The organism is Nostoc sp. UIC 10607 (assembly GCF_047228265.1).
Lineage (GTDB): Bacteria > Cyanobacteriota > Cyanobacteriia > Cyanobacteriales > Nostocaceae > Nostoc > Nostoc foliaceum_A.
Window position 1 is genome coordinate 18,990 of record NZ_JBIQNW010000001.1, and the last position, 26,201, is coordinate 45,190.

27 protein-coding genes are annotated in these 26,201 nt (G+C 40.7%); 16 read left to right on the top strand and 11 right to left on the bottom strand.

The window, feature by feature from the left end; genetic code table 11:
- Positions 1 to 3 precede the first annotated feature (3 nt).
- From ACEYW6_RS00075 to ACEYW6_RS00095, 5 genes are all read right to left on the bottom strand, one after another.
- Complete coding sequence (locus tag ACEYW6_RS00075) at positions 4 to 1,233, bottom strand: sedoheptulose 7-phosphate cyclase (protein WP_412978158.1); 1,230 nt, start codon at positions 1,231 to 1,233, stop codon at positions 4 to 6.
- 1,151 nt (positions 1,234 to 2,384) lie between these two features.
- Positions 2,385 to 4,016, bottom strand: coding sequence for a CocE/NonD family hydrolase (locus tag ACEYW6_RS00080; protein ID WP_412978159.1), 1,632 nt, complete (start codon positions 4,014 to 4,016; stop codon positions 2,385 to 2,387).
- A gap of 133 nt (positions 4,017 to 4,149) precedes the next feature.
- Positions 4,150 to 4,896, bottom strand: a complete 747-nt coding sequence (locus ACEYW6_RS00085; RefSeq protein WP_412978160.1) for a phycoerythrobilin:ferredoxin oxidoreductase — start codon at positions 4,894 to 4,896, stop codon at positions 4,150 to 4,152.
- Positions 4,897 to 4,957: 61 nt separating this feature from the next.
- On the bottom strand, positions 4,958 to 5,692 hold the full coding sequence (locus ACEYW6_RS00090) for a 15,16-dihydrobiliverdin:ferredoxin oxidoreductase (protein WP_412978161.1): 735 nt from the start codon (positions 5,690 to 5,692) through the stop codon (positions 4,958 to 4,960).
- Between the two features lie 147 nt (positions 5,693 to 5,839).
- Entirely contained in the window at positions 5,840 to 6,418 is a 579-nt protein-coding gene (locus ACEYW6_RS00095; RefSeq protein ID WP_412978162.1) for a phycobiliprotein lyase, read from the bottom strand.
- Positions 6,419 to 6,535: 117 nt separating this feature from the next.
- Here ACEYW6_RS00095 and ACEYW6_RS00100 point away from each other — a divergent pair, with 117 nt between their 5' ends.
- A complete protein-coding gene (locus tag ACEYW6_RS00100) occupies positions 6,536 to 7,375 on the top strand; it encodes a pentapeptide repeat-containing protein (RefSeq protein WP_412978163.1) in 840 nt (279 codons plus the stop codon).
- Between the two features lie 120 nt (positions 7,376 to 7,495).
- On the opposite strand, the gene ACEYW6_RS00105 is transcribed toward ACEYW6_RS00100, so the two are convergent.
- Positions 7,496 to 7,696: a hypothetical protein gene (locus ACEYW6_RS00105; RefSeq protein WP_094330067.1), complete on the bottom strand. Its 201-nt coding sequence runs from the start codon at positions 7,694 to 7,696 to the stop codon at positions 7,496 to 7,498.
- A 150-nt stretch (positions 7,697 to 7,846) separates the two neighbouring features.
- Positions 7,847 to 8,509 (bottom strand): HEAT repeat domain-containing protein, encoded by a 663-nt coding sequence (locus tag ACEYW6_RS00110; RefSeq protein ID WP_190899872.1) that lies wholly within the window; start codon positions 8,507 to 8,509, stop codon positions 7,847 to 7,849.
- A gap of 101 nt (positions 8,510 to 8,610) precedes the next feature.
- Here ACEYW6_RS00110 and ACEYW6_RS00115 point away from each other — a divergent pair, with 101 nt between their 5' ends.
- From ACEYW6_RS00115 to ACEYW6_RS00150, 8 genes are all read left to right on the top strand, one after another.
- Entirely contained in the window at positions 8,611 to 9,231 is a 621-nt protein-coding gene (locus tag ACEYW6_RS00115; RefSeq protein ID WP_412978164.1) for a phycobilisome protein, read from the top strand.
- A 445-nt stretch (positions 9,232 to 9,676) separates the two neighbouring features.
- The gene (locus ACEYW6_RS00120) at positions 9,677 to 10,540 is read left to right on the top strand and encodes a phycobilisome linker polypeptide (protein WP_190899874.1); all 864 of its coding nucleotides are present in this window, start codon (positions 9,677 to 9,679) and stop codon (positions 10,538 to 10,540) included.
- Between the two features lie 397 nt (positions 10,541 to 10,937).
- Positions 10,938 to 11,696, top strand: a complete 759-nt coding sequence (locus ACEYW6_RS00125; RefSeq protein WP_412978165.1) for a phycobilisome rod-core linker polypeptide — start codon at positions 10,938 to 10,940, stop codon at positions 11,694 to 11,696.
- A gap of 165 nt (positions 11,697 to 11,861) precedes the next feature.
- Complete coding sequence (locus tag ACEYW6_RS00130; protein ID WP_412978166.1) at positions 11,862 to 12,398, top strand: phycobiliprotein lyase; 537 nt, start codon at positions 11,862 to 11,864, stop codon at positions 12,396 to 12,398.
- Between the two features lie 59 nt (positions 12,399 to 12,457).
- Positions 12,458 to 13,087 carry a chromophore lyase CpcT/CpeT gene (locus ACEYW6_RS00135; protein WP_412978167.1) on the top strand — a complete coding sequence of 210 codons (630 nt, stop codon included), beginning with the start codon at positions 12,458 to 12,460 and terminating at the stop codon, positions 13,085 to 13,087.
- Positions 13,081 to 13,419: a CpeR family transcriptional regulator gene (locus ACEYW6_RS00140; RefSeq protein ID WP_412978168.1), complete on the top strand. Its 339-nt coding sequence runs from the start codon at positions 13,081 to 13,083 to the stop codon at positions 13,417 to 13,419. The genes ACEYW6_RS00135 and ACEYW6_RS00140 overlap by 7 nt, the downstream gene beginning before the upstream one ends.
- Before the next feature lie 553 nt (positions 13,420 to 13,972).
- On the top strand, positions 13,973 to 14,980 hold the full coding sequence (locus ACEYW6_RS00145) for a phycobilisome rod-core linker polypeptide (protein WP_412978169.1): 1,008 nt from the start codon (positions 13,973 to 13,975) through the stop codon (positions 14,978 to 14,980).
- 146 nt (positions 14,981 to 15,126) lie between these two features.
- Positions 15,127 to 16,764 (top strand): tetratricopeptide repeat protein, encoded by a 1,638-nt coding sequence (locus ACEYW6_RS00150; RefSeq protein WP_412978170.1) that lies wholly within the window; start codon positions 15,127 to 15,129, stop codon positions 16,762 to 16,764.
- A 169-nt stretch (positions 16,765 to 16,933) separates the two neighbouring features.
- Here ACEYW6_RS00150 and ACEYW6_RS00155 read toward each other — a convergent pair whose 3' ends face one another.
- Entirely contained in the window at positions 16,934 to 17,077 is a 144-nt protein-coding gene (locus ACEYW6_RS00155; RefSeq protein ID WP_412978171.1) for a hypothetical protein, read from the bottom strand.
- Between the two features lie 123 nt (positions 17,078 to 17,200).
- A complete protein-coding gene (locus ACEYW6_RS00160; protein ID WP_190896625.1) occupies positions 17,201 to 19,111 on the bottom strand; it encodes an acetate--CoA ligase family protein in 1,911 nt (636 codons plus the stop codon).
- Between the two features lie 306 nt (positions 19,112 to 19,417).
- Between ACEYW6_RS00160 and ACEYW6_RS00165 the strand changes: the two genes are divergently transcribed.
- From ACEYW6_RS00165 to ACEYW6_RS00180, 4 genes are all read left to right on the top strand, one after another.
- A complete protein-coding gene (locus ACEYW6_RS00165) occupies positions 19,418 to 19,621 on the top strand; it encodes a hypothetical protein (protein WP_190896627.1) in 204 nt (67 codons plus the stop codon).
- 340 nt (positions 19,622 to 19,961) lie between these two features.
- Positions 19,962 to 20,804, top strand: a complete 843-nt coding sequence (locus tag ACEYW6_RS00170; RefSeq protein ID WP_190896629.1) for a cyanophycinase — start codon at positions 19,962 to 19,964, stop codon at positions 20,802 to 20,804.
- A gap of 349 nt (positions 20,805 to 21,153) precedes the next feature.
- Positions 21,154 to 21,624 (top strand): NADAR family protein, encoded by a 471-nt coding sequence (locus tag ACEYW6_RS00175; protein ID WP_412978172.1) that lies wholly within the window; start codon positions 21,154 to 21,156, stop codon positions 21,622 to 21,624.
- A gap of 471 nt (positions 21,625 to 22,095) precedes the next feature.
- A complete protein-coding gene (locus ACEYW6_RS00180; RefSeq protein WP_412978173.1) occupies positions 22,096 to 23,196 on the top strand; it encodes a tetratricopeptide repeat protein in 1,101 nt (366 codons plus the stop codon).
- A gap of 27 nt (positions 23,197 to 23,223) precedes the next feature.
- Here the strand turns inward: ACEYW6_RS00180 and ACEYW6_RS00185 are convergent, their stop codons facing one another.
- Positions 23,224 to 23,922 carry a phosphoribosyltransferase gene (locus tag ACEYW6_RS00185; RefSeq protein WP_412978174.1) on the bottom strand — a complete coding sequence of 233 codons (699 nt, stop codon included), beginning with the start codon at positions 23,920 to 23,922 and terminating at the stop codon, positions 23,224 to 23,226.
- Positions 23,923 to 24,114: 192 nt separating this feature from the next.
- Between ACEYW6_RS00185 and ACEYW6_RS00190 the strand changes: the two genes are divergently transcribed.
- From ACEYW6_RS00190 to ACEYW6_RS00200, 3 genes are all read left to right on the top strand, one after another.
- Positions 24,115 to 24,795 (top strand): uracil-DNA glycosylase, encoded by a 681-nt coding sequence (locus ACEYW6_RS00190; protein ID WP_412978175.1) that lies wholly within the window; start codon positions 24,115 to 24,117, stop codon positions 24,793 to 24,795.
- Positions 24,796 to 24,871: 76 nt separating this feature from the next.
- Positions 24,872 to 25,009, top strand: a complete 138-nt coding sequence (locus tag ACEYW6_RS00195) for a hypothetical protein (protein WP_412978176.1) — start codon at positions 24,872 to 24,874, stop codon at positions 25,007 to 25,009.
- 178 nt (positions 25,010 to 25,187) lie between these two features.
- Positions 25,188 to 25,586, top strand: a complete 399-nt coding sequence (locus ACEYW6_RS00200) for a hypothetical protein (RefSeq protein ID WP_412978177.1) — start codon at positions 25,188 to 25,190, stop codon at positions 25,584 to 25,586.
- A 47-nt stretch (positions 25,587 to 25,633) separates the two neighbouring features.
- On the opposite strand, the gene ACEYW6_RS00205 is transcribed toward ACEYW6_RS00200, so the two are convergent.
- Positions 25,634 to 26,146 carry a hypothetical protein gene (locus ACEYW6_RS00205; protein WP_412978178.1) on the bottom strand — a complete coding sequence of 171 codons (513 nt, stop codon included), beginning with the start codon at positions 26,144 to 26,146 and terminating at the stop codon, positions 25,634 to 25,636.
- Positions 26,147 to 26,201: the final 55 nt, after the last annotated feature.

Below are 26,201 nucleotides of genomic sequence, written 5' to 3' on the forward strand. Positions count from 1 at the left end.
TCTTCACACTCCCAATAGCTTGGCTTCTTGACTTTCAATGTATGCGTCAACACCTTCTCCGCCACGAGGGTATCTAGCACAAAGACGTTTATGTTCAGCTAAAGCAGCATCTAGTTCTTCACGAGTCAGATCGTTGACAAAGAAGCACTCACCAATCGGACAAGGCATGGCTGCACGTAATTTGCCATCTCGTGTCAAGCTTATAGACTGGGTTGCATCCCACAATAAATCCTCATCTAGTAGAGGATGATCGAGTGATAAACCTATACGACTCATCAAGTTTAGGATGCGATCGCGCTCCCCTGTTGGAATATAGCCCCGTTGTGCTGCAATGGTTGCAGACAAAGCCATATCTATATTGACCGCGTGACCATGATATAGCGGTACGCGAGGCGCTAATTCTAGGGTAGGACTCCAAGTGTGACCATAAGCAATGACGCGATCGAGGTCTATTTCATGCAAGTTTGGAGTCTCTAACTCCAGCATGGTTTTGATTGCCTCGTAGTTGAGTTTATGGGCAATCTCTTTGAGTTCTGGTGTCCCATTCACGTGTCCAAAGTGAGTGGAAAGAAGTTCTTCGCCATATTCGTATAGCAGTTCAAAGACTTCAGAGTTAGCAACTACAGCGATTTTCACTAACTCTGCCATCCCATTACGAACTTGAGCCGTTGGCAAAGTTTTCAAGAATGAGAAATCGAGGATCACTTTCAAAGGTGCATGATATGCTCCCAAGCGATTTTTCAACTTGCGATGATTAACTGCTACCTTAATCGCTACACCTGCATCGATTAAACCAATCAATGTGGTAGGAATGCGAATATAGTTACTCTTGCGACGGTAAGAAGCGCAAGCAAACCCAGCCACATCAGTAATTAGACCACCACCGACGACTAAGACTGGTTCCTTACGAACTAAGCCAAAGTCCGAAAAAGCGTCAACAATTTTCTCAAAGCTTGCAAGGGTTTTAGCTGGCTCTGTAATGATGATGGGAAATACTGTGAGATCAATGTCATAGTGTCTAAAATATGACTTTATCTGCTTTCCATAAAGTTCATAAACATTAGCATCAATTACAGTTAGACAACGACCAAATTTCGCATAGCTTTCTGCAATTTCTCTATTTTTAATATCAAATGCACCGTTCACATAGACAAGGCTAAAATCGATTTTTTCGTAACCTTGCACGTGAAATGCAGCTTCCGTAGCTTCAAAGGATGCTTGAACTTTATTCATGTCTGTTGACCTTTATTTATTGCAACTAAAAAATTGGCAGATTATCGGTGATGATTCCGATTTACCCTAATGCACTTCAGCAACAAATTATGCTCTTTATCGTTTTAGATTAAAGTCATGACAAAATTAGCTTTCAATAAAAAGCTAACACTTATTGCTGACTGGCAATGTTTTTAAACAACACCATTCATTTGAGTAAATTCTGTAAGTGGGTTAACCTTTAATTCGGCTGAACCTCAAACTAGTCAACTAGTCTCACGAGCAATATATTGGTATATTACTTGCCTATATCTTCCGAGATTGTTGACTTTAAATTTGGGAAATTCATCTTAATTAAGATTTATTCCACTATGTTTAACTCTAATGGCTTTCCAACTGTACGGTTCCGCAAAACTTCTACCCTAGAAAACTGCTCGTATCGTTGATCTCCAAGCTTCAATTTGAGATTAGAACCCTGATTAATCGTTAGTTCGCTGTTCCTTTGCATTAGTATCAAACCTTATATCACTAAACTCGCTACATTCTATTTGCTTCAAAATGAAAGTAGAATCCCTCTTTCATTCAGTCAAGTCAATGCCCAGTATTCAACATACCTACCTCAGTAATTCTTGAAAACTCACAGAATTTAGATATATCTGAGTTACTAGTAACAAAACTTTAGATTTTATTAAGGAATGGTTGGGTGTTAAAAAATTTCTAAGTTTGCTTGAACTGGCTTTAAAGTTCTAAATTTAAGTTATTTTAGCTTAAACTAGCAAATAATTCTCTGATTAGTAACTTAAAAGCACAACACAAATCATAACATTAGAACTATACAAATCATAACATAAGTAAATTAATTTAAGTCAATCCACCATGCGAAGTGTACTGAGTAAGCAGGTATTTTTAATAAAATATGTCTAAAGATAGATATATATAGCAGTTATATTTAAGGGACTTACCAGTAATAAAATGCCCCGCCGTCGATGAAAACCCTCTTTTGCGAAAGTGTCAAAGTATAACAAAGTAAGATTCTTTCTGCTCAAAGGGGGAGTTTCTGGCTGGCGCTTACTGTTTTTTCATTGGTGTCGGGGTTTCATCTTTTGGTAGCTTCTGTTTTAGCTCTCGATTCCAAAGCTTTTGCCACAATAAACTTACCGAATTGACCTTTTTTAGGTTCCATAGCTGGAAAGATCAGGTAATACAACCTGAGAATTACCCTCACCTCCACAATTAACAGTCAAAGTGATAATTTCGGCATCTCGTAAATTGTCGCTAGTTATGACTGCACCGTTTCCAGAATTCATCGCATAGGCTGGAAAGCACGCTGCACTTAAACTTAGACGCAAGGCGTTACCTTTAGTAATTCGCGCACAAGTCGGTTGCAGTTGAATTTTTGTGGAGACATTACTTGCACTATCTCTACAATGTACATAACCTTGGGTCAAATTATACACGCGCCCATCAGGATGGACTTCTGATAGCACCGCACACAAATCATAGCTAGGTTGGTCGGCTGTACATGAGATTTTTGCCATCACATCTCCTGCCAAATGTAAATTTTCTACCAAAGGTTCACTAGTGTAAGTTAAGACATCGAAACGGCAATCAATATGCGATCGCTCAAATACACCCGCAGGAATTGCTGCATGACCACCCACAGCCGGAACTGGCCGCCAAGGATCATGAACTAATACATCTGAGGACATGGAGCATGGGGCATTGGAAAGGGTTCCAGAGTCTTCACGGATGCTGGCAAGTCCAGTTGTTGACAAAAAATAGAATTTATGAGTTGGTGTAGGTAAATTGGGGAAAGTGCGCCAGATATTACTTCCCATCTCAAATAGGCAAACAGGCGATTCCTGAAGTAATCCTGTCTCTACACCTTTGAGAAACTGATCAAACCAGCGGACTTGCATCTGATCTACTGGACTCGCCGCTTTGATACCAAAGTCAATTTCACCAACTTTGCGACCCCAAGGCAAATGCGCCCAAGGCCCGACTAACAAATGTTGGGGTTTAGTGTTACGGGTTGCCATATCCTTATATAAATGCAAAGTGCCGCGCAGGTAGGTATCAAACCATCCTCCGATGTGGAACATAGGCAAATCAACAGCTTGCAAGTGCTGTTTAGGCGAAAGTTTTTCCCAGTATGCATCTGCTTGGGAATGTGTCAGCCACTCATGATAAAAGGAATCAGGGGCAAGTTGCTGGAGAGTTTCTGGATTAGTCAAAGGCAGATTCCGAGAAGCGGCAAATAAGGCTTGATAGGCTGTTTTATCCCCTCGCAAACGGGCGCTTTCTGTAGCTAATTGAATTGCCCAAGCGAGATTAGTTTGTAAACAGAATGCATCTCCTTCATAAGCCCAATCTGTGTACAAATCATAGCCAATCATCGCAGGGCAAATTGCTGTCAGGGCACTGGGCTGATTAACTGCGGCATATAGCTGAGTCATTCCTTGATAAGAAAAACCATACATGCCAACTTTGCCGTTGCTAGAAGGTAGACTTGCTGCCCAATTTACAGCATCTTCGCCATCTGTAATTTCGTGAGTAAATAGCTGGAATTCGCCTTCAGAAGTGCCACGTCCTCGGACATCCTGAATTACTATGATGTAGCCGTGGGAAGCATACCAAGTAGGATGGGCATAGACAACAGTAGATGCGATCGCTCGTCCGTAGGGTTGTCGCATCAATAATACAGGAAACTCACCATCAGCATCGGGGCGATAGATGTCTGCATCCAAGCGGACTCCATCGCGTGTTTGCATGGAGGCGGTTTGTTTAGGAAGGACTTTGAGCATAGAACAAGATCGGGGGAATTTAAAAAACAGGTAAACTATGTAGCGATCGCTGTTGCTTGGGCACTATTCGGATAAGCGTTTTTTCCTCCCCTGCTCCCCTCACCAGATCAATTTCTTAAGCAAGCAGTATTGTTTAGTTGATAGCTGCTAATTTTCTCTCTAGGTCAAATAAAAAGCCGTGGATATATTCCTCAGTCCATTCGGCACCATAGAAGCGTTTGAACATCCCTCGTGCGGGGTCTTTTTCAGCCCGATATCGTAGGTATCGCAGTTGGGCTTGCTCAATGGCTGCTAAATTTTGGGAATCTGTTACAGCCTCTGCCTGCTCGACAAAATCCAGATAAGCTTTCAAATAGTCTTTAAAAGCGGCAAACACCTGAGTTTCTACTACAGCCGTTTCTTGGGGACGAGTCCACAGAAAAGCCGGAGAGAAAAAGGGTTGTGCTTCTTCTGGAAAATCTCCTCCCCAAGATAGATGCTGTTGATGACTGTGGAAAATGGGCAGAATTGGTTCGGTATATTTTGCCTGATATGCTGGATCATCCCGAAATAAAGGCTGCATATCCAAAGCAATTAGATGTCCTCCTGGCAATGTCACCAAATCTGCCCCAAAAAACGGTAAATCGTAGTTGAGGCGGGGGAAAATCACAAAATTCAGCACTTGCAGCGAATTGCCACCCTGTACGTGAGCTGCACGAATTTGCCGCAATTTTGCGGTTTGAAAAGCATAACTAGTAGTTACAACCTCTTCCTGATTTTTGCCCTTGCCCACAACAGCGCTCTTAGACTCAAACCCAGTGGGGATAGGATAGGGTTCTAAATCCAAGCGCGATCGCATGTAGGCGATCGCATAATCGAGAAATGGTTGATAGAGTGTCACGTCGCTTCGCTCCGAATTAAAAATTAAAAATTAAAAAACTTCTGCCTCCTGCCTCCTGCCTTCATCTTTTGCTGGCAGCGACTGCTAGGGGAACAGCATCTTCAAATAAGAATTCATGGAGAAAGCGCTCTGCCCAATCATGACCAAAGTAACTGCTAAACAAACCAGATGCTGGATCGCGGTCTGCACTATATTGGTCATAGTCTTTTTGGGCTTTGACAATCCGCTGGATATCTTCAGGATCTTGGAGCGGTTTTGCATCTGCTAACATTTGCCAATACAAGTTTAAATAATCCTGAAAAGCTTCAAAGACTCGCGTTGCTACTGTTTCAGGATCGGTTTTGGCAAACAATAAATACTTAGAAAAATACTGATTGGCATCGTAAAACTTCATTTCTAAGTTTTGCGCCAAATCAGGGTATTTATCATGAAGAGATTTCAGCGGAACTATATATTTTTTTTGATATTCTTCATCCTGAAATAAAGGCTGAAAGTCAAGCACAATCAGATTTTTGACTTTACCAAAGGATAAAAAATCAATCCCTAACAGAGGTAGATCGTAGCCATGACTAGGATAAACCACGCTGTTAAAAATTTGGGCACTCTCCCCGGCATCAATGTAGGTATAACGGATTTTCCGCAACTCTTGACATTGGTAACACCAACTGCGAATAGTTGCTGGGTTTCTGCCGCGATCGCTAACTTTGAATTCCAAACCAGGGGGAATGACCCTACTTTGTAAATCAAACCGCTGAAATAGCTCTTTTTCTAAAAATTCCAGGAAAGGCTTATACATGGAGCATGATTTGTTAACCCTTGCATGAAAATAAGTGATGACAATCATGCACGTCTCATTTATGAGAAACAAAGCAACATTCCTTAATGGGGCATTGGTCATTGGTCATTTTGCAAAGTACTTCTCTTGTTTCCCCATTCCCCATTCCTAACGCCTAGCATGATTCCGACTGATCATTTGCTCCAGCAGTTCTTGGGAAACACAACGACGCTCAGAACAATAAGTCATCAAGTTGACTCCGTTCATCATTCGTACCGTACTCACCCTGACCCGAAAATCATCCGTAACAAACCAACAACGTTCCTGACCTTGATTATTGTCATAGTCAGTATCAATCGTCAGCACTCCATCATCTGCAAACTGATACCGGCTCACAACCGGAATGCTCTCAACATAGCCTTGGTTGCGGATCAGTTTTCCAGAACGCCCTGTCTCATTGGGAACATCAACCAAAATGGCGGCATTATCGGTATTAGGTAACCTGGTATCTAGGTTAGCTTGCCATGCAAAACTAGCACCGCCTGTTGCTTTAGTAGGGTCTATCCCTTGCGCTGTACAGACTTCTTGGACTTTAGGATCATCCTTTTCCATGACTTTAATGATCAAATTCGACTCCCCCGACTCATCTGCCGCCGAGTCAAAATGATGAACGGAGCGTTCCGTAAACCATGTTCCCTCACTTTTACGGAAGAAGTCGATCATTGTCAAGGGCGGTATTAGATACATCTGTTTTGAAACCTCGTTTTATCAAAATTTTGGCGTTATTGAATACTGAGTGATGAGATGAAGTCCCGATTTAGCTAAAGTGTAGATTAACTCCAAAAGTTATATTTTAATCAGCTGATGACAAATACTGAAATTCAACTTATTACTAGCGAACGTCCCAGCCCAACTCCAGAAATTTTAACAGCCCTCAAAGCAGGAATCCCTGTGGATTGGGCCGATTTGTACCAATTCAATCTGAGGGAAGTCGATTTAAAACAAGCTAACTTGAGTAAAGCCAAGCTACTAGGAGCCGACCTCAGTGAGGTAGTCTTGATTAATGCCGATTTAAGTGGGGCAGATTTGCGAGGCGCTAATCTGCAAGGAGCCGATTTGAGTGGGGCTAATTTTCAGGGAGCCTATTTAAACCGTGCTAACCTCCAACAAGCAAATCTCAGTGGTGCAAATTTGGAGGGAGCTAAACTCCAAGTAGCGCGTTATGATGCACATACAAAATGGCCCCAAGAATATAACTACAAAGCTTCGGGAGCGGTGGGGCCAGGTGCTAATCTCAATGGTGCTTTTCTCAATACAGCTTCTTTACGAAACGCAGATTTACAAGGTGCTAATCTGCGTGGAGCCTACTTGAGTGGCGCTGACTTGACAGGAGCCAATTTGCAAGATGCGGCTTTGAGCGGCGCTGACTTGACGAAAGCTTATTTGACAGGGGCTTGCTTGCGGAATGCGCGATTGACTGGAGCCGATTTGCGGAATACAGACCTGCGAGCAACTGACCTCAGGGACGCAGAGATGGAGCATCTTCAAAGTATTGCTGGAGCAGATTTTACTCTTGCTCAAGGACTCACAGAAGCAACTAAAGCTATGCTTTTCAGCCGTCCATATTCAGAACTCGACGTTTGGAATGCCTACACCCGCACAACAACTCGTGAGAGTTTGAGTTCTTTACCGTGCCAATTTTAGATTTTAGATGCAGGCCGCACTTCTTGTCGGCGAAAGAAATCCAAAATTCAAGTTGGGCTGGAAGCACACCAAAGGTGACCCAAAATCCAAAATTGTTTGATCTGATGTTCTGTAGGGAGTTTACAACGGCTGCCAGTTCTTTTTCAGGAGCGCTAAAAATGTAGCGTATCCTTCGGAAAAACCGGGCGGATCAGGTAGAACATATTGTGGAAATTCTTTATACGATCGCCAGGGTTCCGAAGCATTATGCCGCAAATGTAAAGCACATTCTGAGGAACCTGGTAATCGCCAAGTCATTTGGCCAGTTGGTATATCAGTCACAAATGTCTCCTAATCTCGAAAAAGTTGATCTTTTCTTCCAGATTTTGGCAGATTAGCCGGATATTTTGCTCAAATTTAAGGTAAAATAATATATTGGTTATTGTGAAAAGAAGTTTTATTACAATATTCCAAATAAACCCATCCATATAGCTATTGTGGCAACAAGTCTTCTAAAGCAGCTCCAATAACTCGGTGATCCTCATCTTGTCTGAGTTGGTTCAGCGCTGCTTTGGCTTCCGGCTCATTAAATCGTTTGAGGGCATAGCTAACTCGCACGCGCATCCGCCAAGATTTATCATTCACTAACGTTAGTATTTGGGATAATGCCGCAGCATGTTGGGCAGAATCAGCTAGTAAGCCGAGTGCATCAACAGAAGATTCCTGAACTGTGAAATCTTCATCTTTTAAACCCTGAACGCAGATGTCAAATAGTTCTTCAGGGCAATCCATTTCAGCGATCGCAGCCAAAATGCTCCGCTTAACTAGCCAGTGGTCATCCTGATAAAATGCCACAACTAGGTGAGAAACCGCGACTCTGCCAAATAACGATAAAGAATTTGCCGCCTCAGCTCGCACGTTAGGGGTATCGTCGAATTTCATAATTTGCATCAAAGCAGCAAAGGATTCCGCTGATTGTTGGTTACCCAAACCCCTGGCCACAAATGAACGCACCAAAAATTCTGAGTCATGAAGTTTACTTGTTAGCAGAGGAACTGCAACTTCTGATTCATAATTATTAAGAGCTGCGATCGCCTTTAGCCGATAGTGAAAATCTGGGTTCTTCAGTTCAGCTTGGATTTTATGGATTTCCATAGGTGCATTTGGTAGAGCTATTCTTTACTTTATTTTACAGATGTCAAAAAATAGCGATCGCATTCTAAGAATATTGAATCAAGGGCATTAGGCATTGCATTATGTCATTCCCCTCACTTTCTACTCCCCGCTACCCACCAATGACTCAATTAAGCGAAACTGTCAAAGAATTAATCACTAAAGCTAGAATTGTCAGCTTTGCTGAATGGGAACAATCCCATTCAAAAGCAGGAATCGCCATATTTCAAACTGCGGATGATGCTCGCTGCTATTTAAGTGACGAAGATTTATTGCAGATTAAAACCTTGTCACCCAATAATTCAGCCTTGATTCCTGTTGCTCAGTTGCTACGCGATCGCGCCGCCGAAATTGTGGATGAAGCTAGAGAGCAGGTTTTAGCAATCTATCCTGAAATTACCCAACCTGGAGGTGGACTTTATCCGCCTGAACGCGCCCAAGCTTGCTGGCGAGATTTTTGGCATTTTCTCCGTTGTATTACCTATGGCATAGCAGGTGGGCACGCTGAGTATACCAATCCCACAGGACTGCACTATATGAATTTGCTCTATCAAGAATTACAAGTTCCAATAGAAGCAATGGTCTTAGGCTTAAAAAGCATCAAGGCTGCTAGTTTGAAACGCTGCCAAGCCAATCAGCAGGAAACTCTTGCTCCCTATTTTGACCACTTAATTATCCAACTAGCTACTTTCCAAATTCAGTAAGTAAGTGGGCGTGAATAATCAAATTGACTCGTAGTAAGCGCTAGAACCGTTTACTACGAGTCAATTTAATTAATTTTACATTGCGTAACATAGTTTGATTTATTCTTGCCCACTTACCAAGATAAACTTCCGTAACTCAGCACTATTAATACTCTTGGTCAAGGTAAAACACAATACCATTACCTGTATCCCAATCGCAAATCAGATACTAAAAAAAAGCTGAAATTTCTCTAAACTATTATTTAACTTAACAAATTTTAATACATATGGCTTCGGCATCGTATCAGAATGTGTAAAGGCAAACGATGTAAAAACTTAAATCATCAAGACTAATAAGGATTAAAAGTCGCAATGGCCTCTCCTTTGTCACAAAGATGTAAAGTTTTTTAACATCTGCTGAATATTCTTCTCATAAAATTTAGTTGTTAACTGGGAGATAGTTTGAATGGCTTTTGGACCAGCATCACGATTAGGGGTTGCTCTGTTTGAAGATACCGATCCCATTGATCTGTGGCCAAGTCGCTCTAATGAGGAAGTTGAAACCGTAATTAGATCCGTCTACAAGCAAGTTCTAGGCAATGCTTATGTAATGGAGAGCGAACGGCTTACCGTTCCTGAATCCCAACTCAAAGGGCGTGAAATTAGCGTCCGTGAGTTTGTGCGTCAAGTCGGAAAGTCGGAACTTTACCGATCGCGGTTTTTTGATAGTGTCCCTCGCTATCGGGCGATTGAATTAAATTTCAGACATTTTCTTGGTCGTGCCCCATTGGATCTAGAAGAAACGCGTACACACAGCACTATTCTGGATACAAAAGGTTTTGAAGCTGAGATTGATTCATATTTAGATAGCGACGAATACCAAGAGACCTTTGGCGAAAACATTGTGCCTTATATTCGCGGCTACAAAACCGAAGCTATCCAGGGTTTGGTTCAGTTTACCCACTTGTTCCAATTGGTACGTGGTTCTTCTAGCAGCAGCCTGAAAGGTGACTTAGCTGGTAAACAGCCAAAATTGAATAGTCTGGTAATTCAAAGTACGCCCAGCGTTGTGATTTCACCAGCCAGCAAGGGTGCTGCATTCCGTAACCCAACATCTACTCCTCGCACTCGTCAAGGCGTGGGATCTGGTGAGGGCGGTAAAACCTACCGGGTTGAAGTCACTGGCTACAAAGCAAATGTGGTAAATAACATTTCCAAGTTTCGCCGCAGTAACCAGGTCTATTTCGTGCCATACGATCAGCTTTCACAAGAGTATCAACGGATTCACAAGCAAGGCGGTGTGATTGCTAGTATTACTCCTGTCAACTAGACAATCTATCCACAAACTGAGCTTGGGAAAAAGATAAATCAGAAGCTGAGAATAGAGCTATTGCAGACTAGCTCTACTGAAAAAAAATAGAAAATTGGGATTAGAGATTAGAGATTAGAGATTGGGGAAGAATTTCCGCCGTCCTTGGTCTCCAATCACTAATCCTCAGTGTTCATCATTCAGAAAAAGTTAGCCAAAGCGATCGCTGATCTGAAGTTTGATCGATTCCGCTGTCAGTTGTCATATACGAAGATATCTAACCCACTTTAAAAAACTAAAGTTTTACAAATGCTAGTCAGTAGCAAAAATAACTGACAACTGATGCGAAATTCTACCTCCATAAGCGGTAGGATGCTCAAAAAATTCATTTAATTCACGTTTTTCAGGAGATACTTCAATGTCACTTTGGGCTATTGATTCACCGAAGGTTGAGCTGCGTCCCAACACCAGCGAAAGTGAATTACAAACACTGATTCGGGCGGTTTACAAACAGGTTTTGGGCAATGCTCACTTGTTGGAAAGTGAGCGACTAGCTACTGCTGAATCGCAATTACGCGATCGCAAAATCAGCATCCGTGAATTCGTCAACATCATTGCTAAATCAGAACTCTACCAATCCCTGTTTTTCAACTCTTCATCTCAGTATCGGTTTATTGAACTGAACTTCAAACACCTGCTAGGTCGTCCTCCTGCCGATCAGGCAGAAATTTCCGAACACGTCCGCATCTATAACGAACAGGGCTATGATGCTGAGATCGAATCCTATATCGATAGCGACGAATATCAGCAGAATTTTGGCGATAATATTGTTCCTTATCCTCGCACTACTAGCTCCCAAATAGGAATTAAGAATGTTAGTTTTAACCGCACCTTTACTTTGCTCAGAGGTGTAGCTAGTAGCGATAGCGATCGCAAAGCCAAGCTGATCAGCGATATAGGTTCAAACTTACCCACATCCATCAAGGCTCCCGTCGCTGGTTCTAGTGTAAGCAGCACCAGCAAACGCTTCTTGATTAAGGCGGTTAAAGGTTCCGCTAATCTGCGTACTCGTCTGGGCAACCTCGAATATGTAGTTAATTACAACCAACTGTCTGGGCAAGTGCAAAACATTCATAGAACGGGCGGCAAAATCATCAGTATCACTGAAGTTGCTTAGATTTGTCTAAGTAAGGGGCTGGGGACTGGGGAGAGAATAATAACTCAGCACTCAGCACTCCTAAATGCAGTTGTGGTCAAGGAGGCTAGCATATAGACTGGGAGAATAACTTAAAATCCAAGATATATTTTGGATTTTAAGCTACTTTTTAAAATCACTTTTCTAATGGAAATTACTGAATTCTTTGAACTTTCAATTGGACGATGGCGATCGCAGCGTAGCGGTCATCATTTAGCATTCGCCCATTTTGAACAAGTGTTGTCTGACATTAACATTGAGTCTTTATCCACCGATGATCCGGCGGTACTAGCAATCTGTCAATTGTATAACACTGACCCCAGCAGTATCACCCACCCCTTTCGGATGACTTGGGAAGGTGAGTCAGACTGGGACGATAAACCAATTTCTGGTAGTACCGTGCTGGTGCCAATTCCCAGTGTCGAAAATCCTTCTAGCGGCAAACTCTTGCGGGACAAGGGATACGCCGAAACAATCCCAGCAGTCGCTAAATATCATCTAAGTGACGATGGGATTTTTACCCTGCTGACAGAGTATGAACTCGCTGCTGCTGAGGAACGCATTTGGTTTGCTACCCCAAATCTGCGATTTCGGGTAGCGACAATTAAGACCAGTGATGGTAAAGGCGTGACAACAGCTTCCTTTTCTTCAGAAATTCGTTCTTTGTCAAGTTCAACCAGTTAGCAAATATCAGGTTAAAACATAAAAGGAATCATCTAGTTTTGTCACTCCTGAGGTTGAATATGACGATAGCGCCCAGTGAATCTAGCACCAACGCTAGCGATTTGCTCACCTTAGCCTGTTGGATGGCAGGAGATTTTAGCAACTACAAACAATCTTTTGCCAATCCCCAACTTTACGCTCACATTCACATTTTTTTTCGTCCTTTACCAATTGAATTTTTTTCTGCCATCGGTTTTTATTCTGAACAAGCATATGACCACGATTTATGGACACCCTATCGCCAGGGAGTACATAGACTAGTCGATTTGGGCGATCGCATTTATATCGAAAATTACAGTTTGAAAGACCCTATGCTTTATGCAGGTGCTGCTCGTGAATTAGATATCCTCAAAACCATCACCCCAGAGAGCATTGAACGGCGTTATCACTGTTCGATGGTTTTCCAACGAGAAGGTGAAATGTTTCGAGGGAGTGTAGAGCCGGGCAATCAATGTCTGATTAAGCGCAATGGATGCCAGACATATCTTGTCAGCGAAGTAGAAGTAACCGAGCATACTTGGATAAGTCTAGATAAAGGTATGGATATTGAAACCCACGATCAAATATGGGGGTCAACTGCTGGCCCTTTGCGGTTTGAAAAACGGGCAAGTTTCGCTGATGAATTACTTGCAGTGAACGCATTATGTTGATTCAGCTTGAGTCTATTAAATCTAAAATGTTACCTCCACAGGCTGAAAAAAAGATGCGCTGCTGGATTCGCAGTCGCCACTTGATTTGTTCGGGTAACTTTTTTATATTCGAGACATTAGAATATACGACCATTGAAAGATTCTCTCAATGTGTCGCTTCTTTAGGAGGAACAGTAATATCCGTTGACCCCATTAATAAAATCTGGATGGGCGATCATCGTCAAGTAATTTTATATCAGGCAAAAGCCAGTTTACATACGCCTCATCATACTTTGAAACAATACTGGATAAAATACGGTGGTTTCTACACTAGATTTGATGAGCGTCCTTGAGAGTCGCTATCTTGCGGAAATCTTTCTGACAATCGTCTATATTGCAATTCAAAGTTAAGTTTTGAATTTTAAATACTCCCTAAAGGGGTTGACGGCTAATTGTTAATGTTTAATTGCTAATTGTTTACAATGATTAGCTGTTACTGATTAACAGTTAGCCGTCTCAGTTTGTTAGAAAATGTAACTAAAAGACTCCCCAAAACTTGATAAATTAATCATGACTGTAAAGGGAATTAGTAAAGCTTAGTCGTTAGTGGTTATTGGTAAAACTAAGCACTAATAACTAATAACTAACAACCATTTAGTATTGTTGGGCAGAAGTAACCAGCCAGATGAGAACAGGTTGAAAGCTATAGGCAAAAAGGTTTTTAGACTTTTGGCTTTTGAGAACCAGTTATTACTCTACGAGTTCTCCAAAGGAGTACAAGTCTCTTAACCCAACGCACTAGCTCTTTTTGACTTCTGCGATCGCGCAGCGTCTCGTAAGAGAAGCGGTACTAGCTCCCATTACCTTTAAAAATAGCCATTAGTCACTTTTACCGACATTAACCCTATGCAGACTTTCATAGACAACGGAACCAGACAAAGCCAATATCAAGCATTTCCCCAAACGGAACCCATAGAACTGTGGGCTAATGCTTCAATTGATGACATTGAAATTGTAATTCGGGCAGTTTATCGGCAAGTGTTGGGTAATGCCTACATTATGGAAAGTGAGCGGCTGATCGTTCCAGAATCCCAACTCAAGCAAGGGATAATCGATGTTCGTGAGTTTGTGCGTCAGATTGCCAAATCAGAGTTGTATCGCTCCAGATTTTTTGATAACGTTTACCGCTACCGGGCTATTGAACTAAACTTTAAGCACCTGCTGGGCCGCGCTCCCGATGACTACTCTGAAACGATACATCACAGCAATATTTTAGATGAGAAGGGTTTTGAGGCGGATATTGATTCTTATCTTGATAGCGACGAGTATCTAGATGCCTTTGGGGATAACATCGTGCCATATTACCGGGGTTATAAAACTCAAACAGGTAAAAAGATATTGGAATTTAGCAATATGCTGCAATTGCTGCGAAGCAACTCTAGCAGCGATAAGAACTTAGTAACGAATAATAAACCTCAACTGGTGCGATCGCTAATTACCAACACTCCTTATGGCCAATTGAAACCCACGGATGTTAGTGCAATATTTGCTGAAATATTCAAACCCAAGCCAGAAACTGCTGCTCCATTTAATACATTTTTTGCAGCTCCCACAGCAGCCGAACAAGACTTGCGGCAAAAGGTTCAAGAGCAAGATAGCCAGATTGCAACTTTGCAACAACAATTAGCAGACTTAAGACCCTTTGCCAGCATCGGTGCAACAAAATTTAGTAGTAGTTGGCAGACTTCCAGTTACGTAAGCAGCACAGACGAATATACATCTTTGCAACAGCAAGCTGACGCGCAGGCAAAACAGATTGCAGGTTTGCAAGAGCAAGTTGCTGATGCCCGTCGGTCTGCCACAATTGGGGAAGCGCGATTGAATAAGTGGCGCAGTCGCGTTTTTAATGGCTAATTTCTCTACTGTTTAGCTTCGTAGGATGCGTTTAATTGTTGACTGATGACTGTTAACCGTCAACAGTCATCAGTCATTAGGTAAATGTACAAATTAAATGCGTAACAGCTTAGAATGATCTCATCAAAAGATTCGCAGAAACATAAATGGACTGGATTACCCTACTGCGATCGCTACAGTCTGATTTTATTAAAAGGTTAACATCTGGTTCTCTGCTTCATTGTGAAACAGAAGGTCAACATAGTGAATTAACTATAATCTCTGGAGAGAGATTAAAGGCACTACGGGAATTTTGCTGGTTGATGGCTGAAAAATATAAACGTGTTTCGCCAGTCCGTGACGTTTTTATTAGTTATCTTAAAGGGAAGTTGGGTGAGGAAGTAGTCAAAGAACGTTTAGCTGATTTTATTACCGAAGTCGATTATGAAAAGCGATTCGGCGGCGATGGCAATATAGATTTTACCTTGACTTCTGACCCATCTATTGGTATTGAGGTTAAATCTCGTCATGGTAGTATTGATAGAGTTAGATGGTCAATTAGTTCTGAAGAGGTTGAAAAAAATGCAGTTGTAGTTTGCATTTTGATTCAAGAAGATGTGAGTGAAGCACAATCTGAGTATCACCTTTTCTTAGCTGGCTTTCTGCCAACCCGGATGATTAAGCTGAAAACCGGTAAAATTTCATTTGGTATAGAACAATTACTGTATGGTGGCGGTTTATGGTGCTATTTAGAACAGTTACAATCTTCTATAAATAATTCTTCTAGGCAAAAACCATCAATTTACAAATATCTTCCCAAGCAGGAAATTCAATCTAAGCCAACTAATAATCAGTTGAGCAAATCTTATTTTCAACATGAAGTAGACAACTATTTACAATATCGTAATGAAGACTTAAATATACTTTATGTAAGATTGGGCGATGAATGTTTTGAGAAAGGAGAATACACGAATGCAATCACCAACTATAATCAAGCCTTACAAGTAAAAAATAGCGATATTGATTTATATTATAAACGAGGTTTAGCTCACTATCAAATAGGAGATTATGAAGCTGCGATCGCAGATTATTCTCAGGCCATTCAAATGAATCTTAATGATGCTAAATCTTATAATAAACGAGGTTTAGCTCTATATCAAATAGGACGACTAGAAGAAGCGATTAATGATTATACGCAAGCTATTAGAATTAATCCTAATGTTGCTGTAGCCTATAAAAACCGGGCTGAAGCTCGTTCTCATGTTGGAGATAATCAAGGAGCGATTGAAGATTATACCCAGGCTATTAAAATTAACCCTGATTATGCTGATGCTTATAAAAACCGTGGGATTGCTCGTTATTTATTAGGATATCAACCGGGATTTCCTCAAGCAATTAAGATTAATCCTCAAGATGCCATCGCTTATAAAAAACGGGGCAATGCTCGTTCTGACTTAGGAGATTTGGAAGGAGCAATTGAAGATTACACTCAGGCAATACAGATTAATTCAAATTATGCAGATGCTTATTACAACCGTGGTAATGCTCGTTCTGACTTAGAAGATTTGGAGGGAGCAATTGAAGATTATACTCAGGCAATACAGATTAATTCGAATTATGCAGATGCTTATTATAATCGTGGTAATATCCGTTTAGAAACAGCAGATAAGCATGGAGCAATTCGAGATTTTCAAAAAGCAGCAGATATCTATCGTAAAGAAGGTAAGCTAGAAGCACTTAAAGATACACGAGAAAGAATATTAGATTTAGAAATAGAAGAATCATTAGATATTTTAAACTTCTAAAAAATAGATTAATTCGGATGAATAGTCCATTTAGACTAAAAAGTCAATCAAAACAGAAAGCTTGCACCATTTCTAACAACCGCCTAGTAATGAATTACTAGGCTAATAGCAAAAGTCTTCTAAAGAAGACTGAGAAAAGATTTCACTCCATTTCAATGGACTTGGGCTACTAGCCAGGAAATAAATTTCCTGGCGGGCGATGGTGCAATACGGTTCGGTTAAGGGAAGAGACGCGATAAATCGCCGTCTCTACAAAGGACTGATTATTGTAAAGACGGCGATTTATCGCGTCTTTGTGATCTATAACTTTCATCAAAAAACCTTATCCGAACCGTATTGGGCGATGGTGAAAATTTGACTATTACAAAAATGTGGTAATCACAAAACTTTATATCTCATTCAAACGAGAAGGCAATTAAGCACCTATTTACTTAGCTCACAAAATCGTTCCGGTTTCTTTCAAAAAAACTCGTGTAAATGGTTCATCTTCACCCAAAGTATAATCTTCAATCAACCCTTTGCGACGAATAGAAATATCGTTGCCTTTTCTAATCACCACAGTAGAACCATCGAAAACATCCCGGACTAACATCATCTCAGTTTCGGTGGGATTATCCAAAACTACCATATTGCTACTTCGGTAAAACATGCCCTCTTCATCTAGGATGTCTTCCGCATACTCGGCAATCAGCAAATCAAGTTTTGGATGACGCAGCAAAGTTTGGACATTGCTGTTGTAATCTTTACTTAATACTTTTTTCGCCCGGTTCACAAAAACTGCATCACGACAAACAGCACCTATTGTCCAGTTGGGATGTTGTAAAAGGATATGGTCAATCGTTACTTGCAGTTCTTCAACTGATATTTTATTAAAGGTAATAATCGGTATCCTAGCATCTGTACCCGACTCAAAAAAGGTTTCTAAAATATGAGAAGGCACATCAACGCTTTCACCAACAGAAGGTTTAAGATGCATTAAAACGCCTGGTGCAGCGTTAATTTCTAAGATAGCAAAGTTACTGGATTTCCAAGATTCCGAGAGACTTTTGGTGATGACATCAATACCAAGGCAAGTCAGCTGGAAGTGTTGGGCAATATCTTGCGCCAAGATAATATTGTCATCATGAACCGTGTGCGTTGCATCGATGCTCATACCGCCAGCGGAAAGATTGGCAACTTTACGGAGGTAAACAGTGCGACCCTTCTCAATAACGCTGTCTAATGATAAGCGCTGTTCATCTAAGTAGAGTTCCATCGCTTCATCAATCTGAATTTTACTCATCGGCGAGGTAGGTGTGTCTAGCCGTGCAGGTTTGCGGTTCTCTAGACGGATTAACTCTGCAAGCGTTAAGTAGCCATCACCAACAACCGATGCTGGACGGCGTTCTGTGGCGGCAACAAATCTGCCATTTACACACAACAAGCGAAAATCTGATCCAGAAATACTTTTCTCAACAATTATCCGAGTTAGCTGATCTTCGGGAATCGCTGCCAGCGCCCTATTATAAGCAGATTCCAGTTCTTTGGAGTCTTGCACATCAGCCGTGACACCAATTCCTTTGTGACCTACCACTGGCTTAACTGCCACTGGGTAGCCAATTTGTCTGGCTGTGATCAAGGCTTCCTTTTCAGAGAAGACGATATCACCTTCAGGGACTGGGAAACCCAACGTTTTTAAAAATGCCTTGCAGTCATCTTTGCGGGTGGTAAACTCCGAATCTAGATGACTATCACAGTTAAATGTTGTGGCTACCCCCCGGACATGTTTTTTTCCCAAGCCGTATTGCATTAATCCTTCTTCCCACAAATAAAACGCGGGAATACCTTTTTCGTAGGCTGTTCGCAATAGGGCATAAACCGTGGGGCCACCATAGACAGATGCGCGGAATTTATTTTGCAGCCTCACTAACTGTTCATCAAAGGTAAAGTCTTCGTCTTGGGTAATAGCTTCAAACCAATCCCAAACAAAATAAACTACCTCTCTAGTTGTGCGTTCATGTAGTGATTGGACGCTAATCCGCACGAAATCAGGATATGGCTTAACACTCCAACGTTTAAGGTGCAAATCCATGTCCAGCTTTCCAACTTCGGATACAACTTGGGCAAAAAGATGAGCATAAGATTCGTAGCTTTGGCTGCCCAGTTGTGGATAGCGATCGCCAATGCTTGCAATATAATCTTCAACAGGCAAAGGCTCTCTAGAGTCAACTAGAGCAAAGTCAAATACTAGCGCCCCTATATCTAAATAGGGGTTGGGCCCAACATAATGCTTGAAGTTGAAAATGTCGAATACATCCGTTCTTCTAGCATTAATGCGGACTAAATCACTGCTTTTTTGTAGAACCATTGATTACGAACCTTTGGCTAAACACCCTGAAATTTAGATACTGAGTTATGGTTACTCAGACTTATTGATTGTAGATTGATTCACATTATTTTTGGAGAGTGATGGCAACAGCCATTGATCTAATCAGAACCCAAGTTAACTTTATTAGTAACTCTTTTCAACTATCTCAAGGCATAATTAAATCACCCCTCCCTCAGCAAAGCCAATTCATCCTCATGAATAGTCAAAGATATAACTTTTGAAGGGTACAACACCCACCCAATAGTTTGTATAAATAAATGTGCGGTATTGAAAAGACAGCAAAGCATGAATAGCACAAAAGCTGCTCTAAGAGATGAAATTCGGCAACTTGCTGAGGAAGCTTTTCACCAAAAGCTGATTTCTGGGCATGGTGACGGCCCGGACATGAATGAGTATCAAATTGTCTACCAAGGTAAACCCAGGCATCTGCCACTGGAACAAGCACGTTTTTTCTTAACTAACTTGCTTTACAGAAGTCGTATTCATTAGGAATGACCATCAAACATTTCATTTACTTGGCTAGAGTTAATACCAGTTATTTAACAATTGCACGATAAATTTTCAATCGTCAATTAGCAAGAAGATAATCAACAATGCCTCTAGAAAATATTTCTAGAGGTAGTTGGTGCTATGGGTTTTATTACGTCAACGAAAATTAATGAGGATAGCTTTTTATGTAATTTTTCCCAAAAATCTGTTGATCCCAATTGCGATGCGATCGCAAACAAATTTTAATACTACCTTCTATCAGGTGATCTACCAAAGGGATGATTTGATAGTTTAATTGTCATGATTTAGTGAAATTTATTAACTCACATCAGGAGCCATCATGGTGGAAAGTAATTCCAAACGGCAGTTGGTAATTATTGGCGGAGCTGAAGACAAGGATGGAGATTCCCAAATTCTGCGGGACTTTGTGCGACGCGCTGGCGGTACGAAGGCGTACATTGTAATTATGACGGCAGCGACAGAATTACCAAGAGAAGTCGGAGAAAATTATATTAGAGTTTTTGAGCGATTGGGAGCCGAGAATGTTCGCATCCTTGATACAGAAACCCGCGAAGATGCATCTTCATCTACCGCATTAGAAGCAATTAGTAAAGCAACTGGGGTATTTTTTACTGGGGGAGACCAAGCTCGCATCACCAGCATCCTTAAGGGTACCGAAATAGATAAGGCGATTCATCAACGGTTCTCTGAAGGTATAGTTATTGCAGGCACAAGCGCTGGAGCAGCCGTGATGCCAGATAAAATGATAGTGGAAGGTGATTCACAGACACATCCTCGCATTGAAACCGTCGAAATGGGCCCCGGTTTAGGCTTTTTACCAGGAGTGGTAATTGACCAGCATTTTTCTCAGCGTGGACGCTTGGGACGCTTAATTTCAGCTTTAATACTAGAACCTGCTGTTTTGGGATTCGGTATTGACGAGAATACCGCTATGGTAGTTACAGATAACCAAATTGAAGTGATTGGTGAAGGTGCGGTTACGATTGTCGATGAATCAGAGGCTACATACAACAATATGGGCGAAATATTGAAGGATGAACCTTTGGCAATTTGCGGAGCAAAGCTTCATATCTTGCCACATGGCTTCAAGTTTGATCTGAAAACCCGCCAGCCTATCCTAAATAATGTCTCTGTGCCAAATGTTTCTGTACCTGTTGGTTGAATCAACACCTAACTTTTAACAGGTGCGTTTAAATTGAGTCAATAATTAATACTTAGAAGATTAGTGACATTTATCTCTTGAACATCCTCCCAAATACTCTCAGAAATAGCGGACATAGCCCCGCATTTTCAGGAGGAAAGGGAGGATTAATTATTGATATTCTTTATCTTAACTTTAGCAAACTCCTACAACTAAGTAAGTAGGCAAGAATTAACCAAACTATGTTACACAATTTAAAAAGCTGTTCCACCTTTAACTTGTATAATTAGAGCGGGTAAGATGCCCATCTCACAAGACTTTGATTAAATTTAGATATGCACACTATATATAGAACAGCTTATCAACTTCTATGACAATCTACTTTTATAGCACTCATGAAGAATATGGCTGTTTCTCTAACTTTTCGCCGCACGGTTTTGAATTAGATGGATTGTATTGGCCAACTAGCGAACACTACTTTCAAGCGCAAAAGTTTGTAGGTACACCTCATGTAAAACAAATCTGCCTAGTCAAAACACCCAAAGATGCGGCAATAATGGGGCGTGAAAGAACCCGTCCCCTACGTCAAGATTGGGAACAAGTTAAAGACGACATCATGCGGCAAGCTGTCCTATGTAAATTTCAAACTCATACAGATATCAGGGATATCTTACTTTCCACAGGCAATGCAGAAATTGTTGAAAACTCGCCCATCGATTTTTACTGGGGTTGCGGAGCCGATGGTAGTGGTAAAAATATGCTAGGAAAAATTTTAATGGAGGTGCGAGAGATATTGCACCATACATACAGCGCAGATGTTGATCATAGAAATGTTAAATAACATTCTTGCTATGAATGCTTGCTTCAATATCGACTTTTATAATCGATATTAAAGCCGAGACAGACAATTAAAGGCGTGAAACTAAGATTACTAGGCTCACACTTTTAGTAATACATTGCCTTGAAAAAATATTTTTATATTTTCTAGTTTTAAAAACACACTCGCCTAAACTTCTGAAATTTACATTCTTGTTGAGTAGGTTAAAAGCAGCAATTCTTCCCAGGATTGACACTCTGCGCTTTAAAGACGTTTTTATATTTGAAAGTTTCCTATTGGCTAAGTAACAACTATAGTTATTACTCTTCATAGGTGGTAATCTGAAAGCCTCGATCAACGATTCAATAACGAAGCGATCGCTTATGATGAACTCTCACCCCTGCTAAACGTAGGCTGTGGTAAACCAACCTGATGAAAGATACCTTCTGGTTTTGGGAACACTAGATTTACCAACAGACTTAACAGGTAGGGTTGATGTCTAAAGACGAATGGAATAACAGATCGAAAAATACAGTTCCCCTGCAATTACCCATAACATACTTAAAACCAGTGAAGCGTAATACAATTACTCATGAATTTGATTCTGGTTCACAAGCAGAAATATTACCTTTACAGGAAAGTGACGAAAATTTATCAGAAGCATCCAATCTACTACGCCAAGGAGTTCAACAGCAGCAAACTGGTGAATTAATAGCAGCACTGAAGTCTTTACAACAATCCTTGGGACTGTTTCAGGCAGTTGGGGATTTGCAAAAACAAGCACAGGCACTTTCTTTTTTAGGATTGGTAACTTACAGCGCTGGAGATTACAAAGGTGCTATCTCCTACTCACAACAGTGTCTGTCTTTGCTCAAGAACACCTCAGATTTAGCAGTGCAAATGCAAGCACTTTCCCATTTAGGCAATGCATATCGTCACCTGAATGACCATAACAAGGCTATTGAGTTTCTGGAAAAGTGTTTGAAAATAACGCAACAGTTGCAAGACAAACGAAGTCAAGTGGCGGCACTGAATAATTTGGGATTGGTGTATAAAGCTTTAGGCAACTTTACAAAAGCAATTGAGTATCAGCAGCAAAGCCTAGAGATTGTGCGCGAACTCAAAGATAATTGGGGAGAGGAACAGGTACTCAAGAATTTGGGTAATGCTTGGTATGCTTTGGACAATTACCCAAAAGCGATCGCTTATTATGAGCAATGTGTAGTGATAGCGCGCTCATTAAAAAATGTTCGCAGTGCTTCTCAAGTGCTAAAGAACTTGGGGAATGCTTGTTATGCCTTAGGCGATTATGCTAAAGCTATTAAGTATTATGAAGAACGTTTGCAATTAGCCAAAGAAATTCAAGATAAGCGTAGCGAGGAACAGTCTTTAGGTAGTTTAGGAGTTGCCTGTGAAGCTTTGGGTGATTATGCTAAAGCCATGAAGTATTATGAAGAACGTTTGCTATTAGCTAGGAAGATTAAAGATCGGCGCAGTGAAGAACAAGCTCTTGCGAGTCTGAAAGCTGCTTGCTACGCCTTGGGCGATTATGCCAAAGCTATGCAATACCAGCAAGGAACATCTCCAAATAGTTAAAAAGCAAGACAGGGAAACAATTTAAAATTACTCACACAGATCCATTTCCCCTATTGTCTTTTGTTGCTGGAGGTATACGAGAACTTCTAATGTATCTACTTGGGGAAATTGGGCGTAAAAATTACTCACACTCCTAAAAGATTCTGGTGTTTCCAAGACAATTGTGCGATCGCCCCACTGTTCTAACCAGGGTAGCAATGTTTGTGGCGCTACTGGAGTACATAGCCAAACTGCTGCTGGAGAAAGCGTTTTGATAGCAACTGCCGCTACCGCTATTGTCATACCCGTAGCAATGCCATCATCAACTAAGATGAGCGTAGCATTCTCTGTATTCACCTGCGGACAAGCAGGAATTAATTGAGCCTCAAGAGATTTAGCTTGGTCGATCGCTTTATTTAAAGCTACTTCCCGCCACCGCGCATCATGTTTAAGGCGAAATAGCTTTTGATCAGTCCAAAGCACATTTCCAAAAGTAGTCACTGCACCAATTGCTAACTCTGGGTTTTCTGGATGGCTAATCTTTTTCGCCACAACAATTGTCAACGGACAATCCAAAAGACGTGCTATTGGTGCTGCTACTGGTATACCCCCTCTTGGCAAAGCATAAACAATTGGTACAGGCTTTACCCCAGAATCAATAGCTTGCTGAGTCAAAACATCATGAATCACTTGCGCCAATTCCTCACCCGCATGGGTGCGATCGGCGAAAAATGGGGTATGTGACATGGTTTCCCCCAGCATGTTAGGACGGCATTGCTTTTATCATGACTGAATTTTGTCTCAAATTAACTGATACAATAAGATTTGTATAAATAATTAAGTATTCAGCAAAAGTCTATTTATTCTGATAAATCTCCAACCAAAGCAGTATTTAACTCAGATAAGACAGATGGTGCTGATGCCAAAATCCTAATTTTCATGAGCAGCGAAACCCAACTCAGCCTCTTCGACGACTCAACCCTTAACCAACGAGAACTGATTCCTACAGACGCGAAAATTCCGATCGCTCCCGGAACTTATTCTGCCATGACGGAGTTGGCACAGGATTGCGATCGCTGCCACCGTTGTGCATTGGGAGACACTCGGACTCATGCTGTCGTCGGACGCGGTAATCTCAAAGCCCCAATTATGGTTATAGGGGAAGCGCCTGGTCAAAATGAAGACGAAACGGGTTTACCATTTGTAGGTAGATCGGGGCAGTTGTTAGAGAAAATTCTCGCATCTGTAAATTTGACTACCGAGCAAGATGTATACATAGCCAATATCAATAAATGTCGCCCACCAGATAATAGAGTTCCTACTCCAACAGAAGTGGCGGCTTGTCTACCCTATTTATTAGAACAAATTCGCCTAGTTGACCCCAAAATAATCCTGTTAACAGGTGCAACTGCTGTCAAAGGAATCACTGGCGATAAGCGAGGAATTACGAAAATTCGCGGACAATGGCTGGAGTGGGAAGGACGTTTATGTATGCCAATTTTTCATCCTTCGTATTTGCTGCGTAACCCTTCTAAAGAAAAAGGTGCGCCGAAATGGTTGATGTGGCAGGATATTCAGGCAGTGCGTGCCAAGTTAGATGAAATCCAGAATAATAGCTAATTTGAGAAATTATCCAAAATAAATGCAAACTATAGTGCCTTTAATCTCTTCTTTTAGGTGCGGACTATATTTGATTATGCCAGAGTTAGTTTTGACTGCTAGGGGATCTGAAATTGCGATCGCTTTGCGTCATAATGTGACAATTATTTCACAGGATAGTGATTTGGAGCGCGTAAGGCAAGTGAGGGAATTGTCTTACGAATCTTGGCTGTAAATTGAATTTGGTGGCGGGAGTGCGATCGCATAATAGTACATAAGTTTTACTATCTTTTCACTCTGGCTTTGATGAAAGTAGATAAATAAAAATGCACTGTCCTAGTTAGCGGTGTAGATCCTTTGGCAGTTAGTGTATACCATTCATGCTTATAGGTAAAATGTAAAAATGACTATTTATGTCTCAAAATAAAGACCTAAACAAAACTATTCAAGACTTCACACAACTGGCAACCAAGATACAACAAATGCGACAGCAATATAAAAATCTTGTTCACCAATACTATAATTCTAACAACCCATTTATTGCTGGACGAAAAAATTCCGATGAAGAAGTTAAAAAGGATATAACTAATATGGATACTATTGTAATTTATAGTATTATCGCTGGTGATTTAGATATTATTAAAACTTGGGTAATTGAACCTATTAATAATGGCAAAGTGTCTATGTTAGCTGATTATAAGAATCTAAAAAGGTATATTTCTCTGCTCAATAGTCTCAAGACAAATAACCCTACAGATATACAAAATTACTACTTTGAGCTAATAGAAAAAGCTTTAAAGCAACGGCTATAATCATAGACTTGTGATTTGGAGAGTATATAGCTAAATTGAATATGATTTTAATAATTTGTACTCGACTGTATTTTTTCTTTTTCTTGCTCTGCTTTTTCTGTGGCAAACGCTGCTTGAATCCTCTCGGCTTGAGACGTACTCATGCGTTCTGCCACATCTAAGTCTTTGCTAAATTGGTTAGCAAGTTGCTCTATTCGTGCAGATACGTTTTGGAGAATATGTATATCTTCGTCTTTATCTAAGGGTAACTTATTTGTTAGGCTATTGATAGCCTTATTAATTTTTTCGTTTTCGTATTTTAAAGCAAATTCTAATTTATGAATTTCGTCTTTCAAACTACTATTTTCTTCATTTAGCTCACTAATTTTATCCTGGCTTCGTATCCTGTCATACATAATATTAATATTTTTTCTAAAATGAATGCCTAATAAAAGTAATATAATTATTACGAAAATAACTATATTCATAGGTGTAGGATTATTTACAAGGAGGTGTGTAATGAATATACCTACTATTACTTCAGAACACCATGCTAGTATTTGTCCTGGATATCTTTGCATATAAAACCTCTCATTATTGAGCTACAATTCAAACAAAATATTAAATCTATCCATT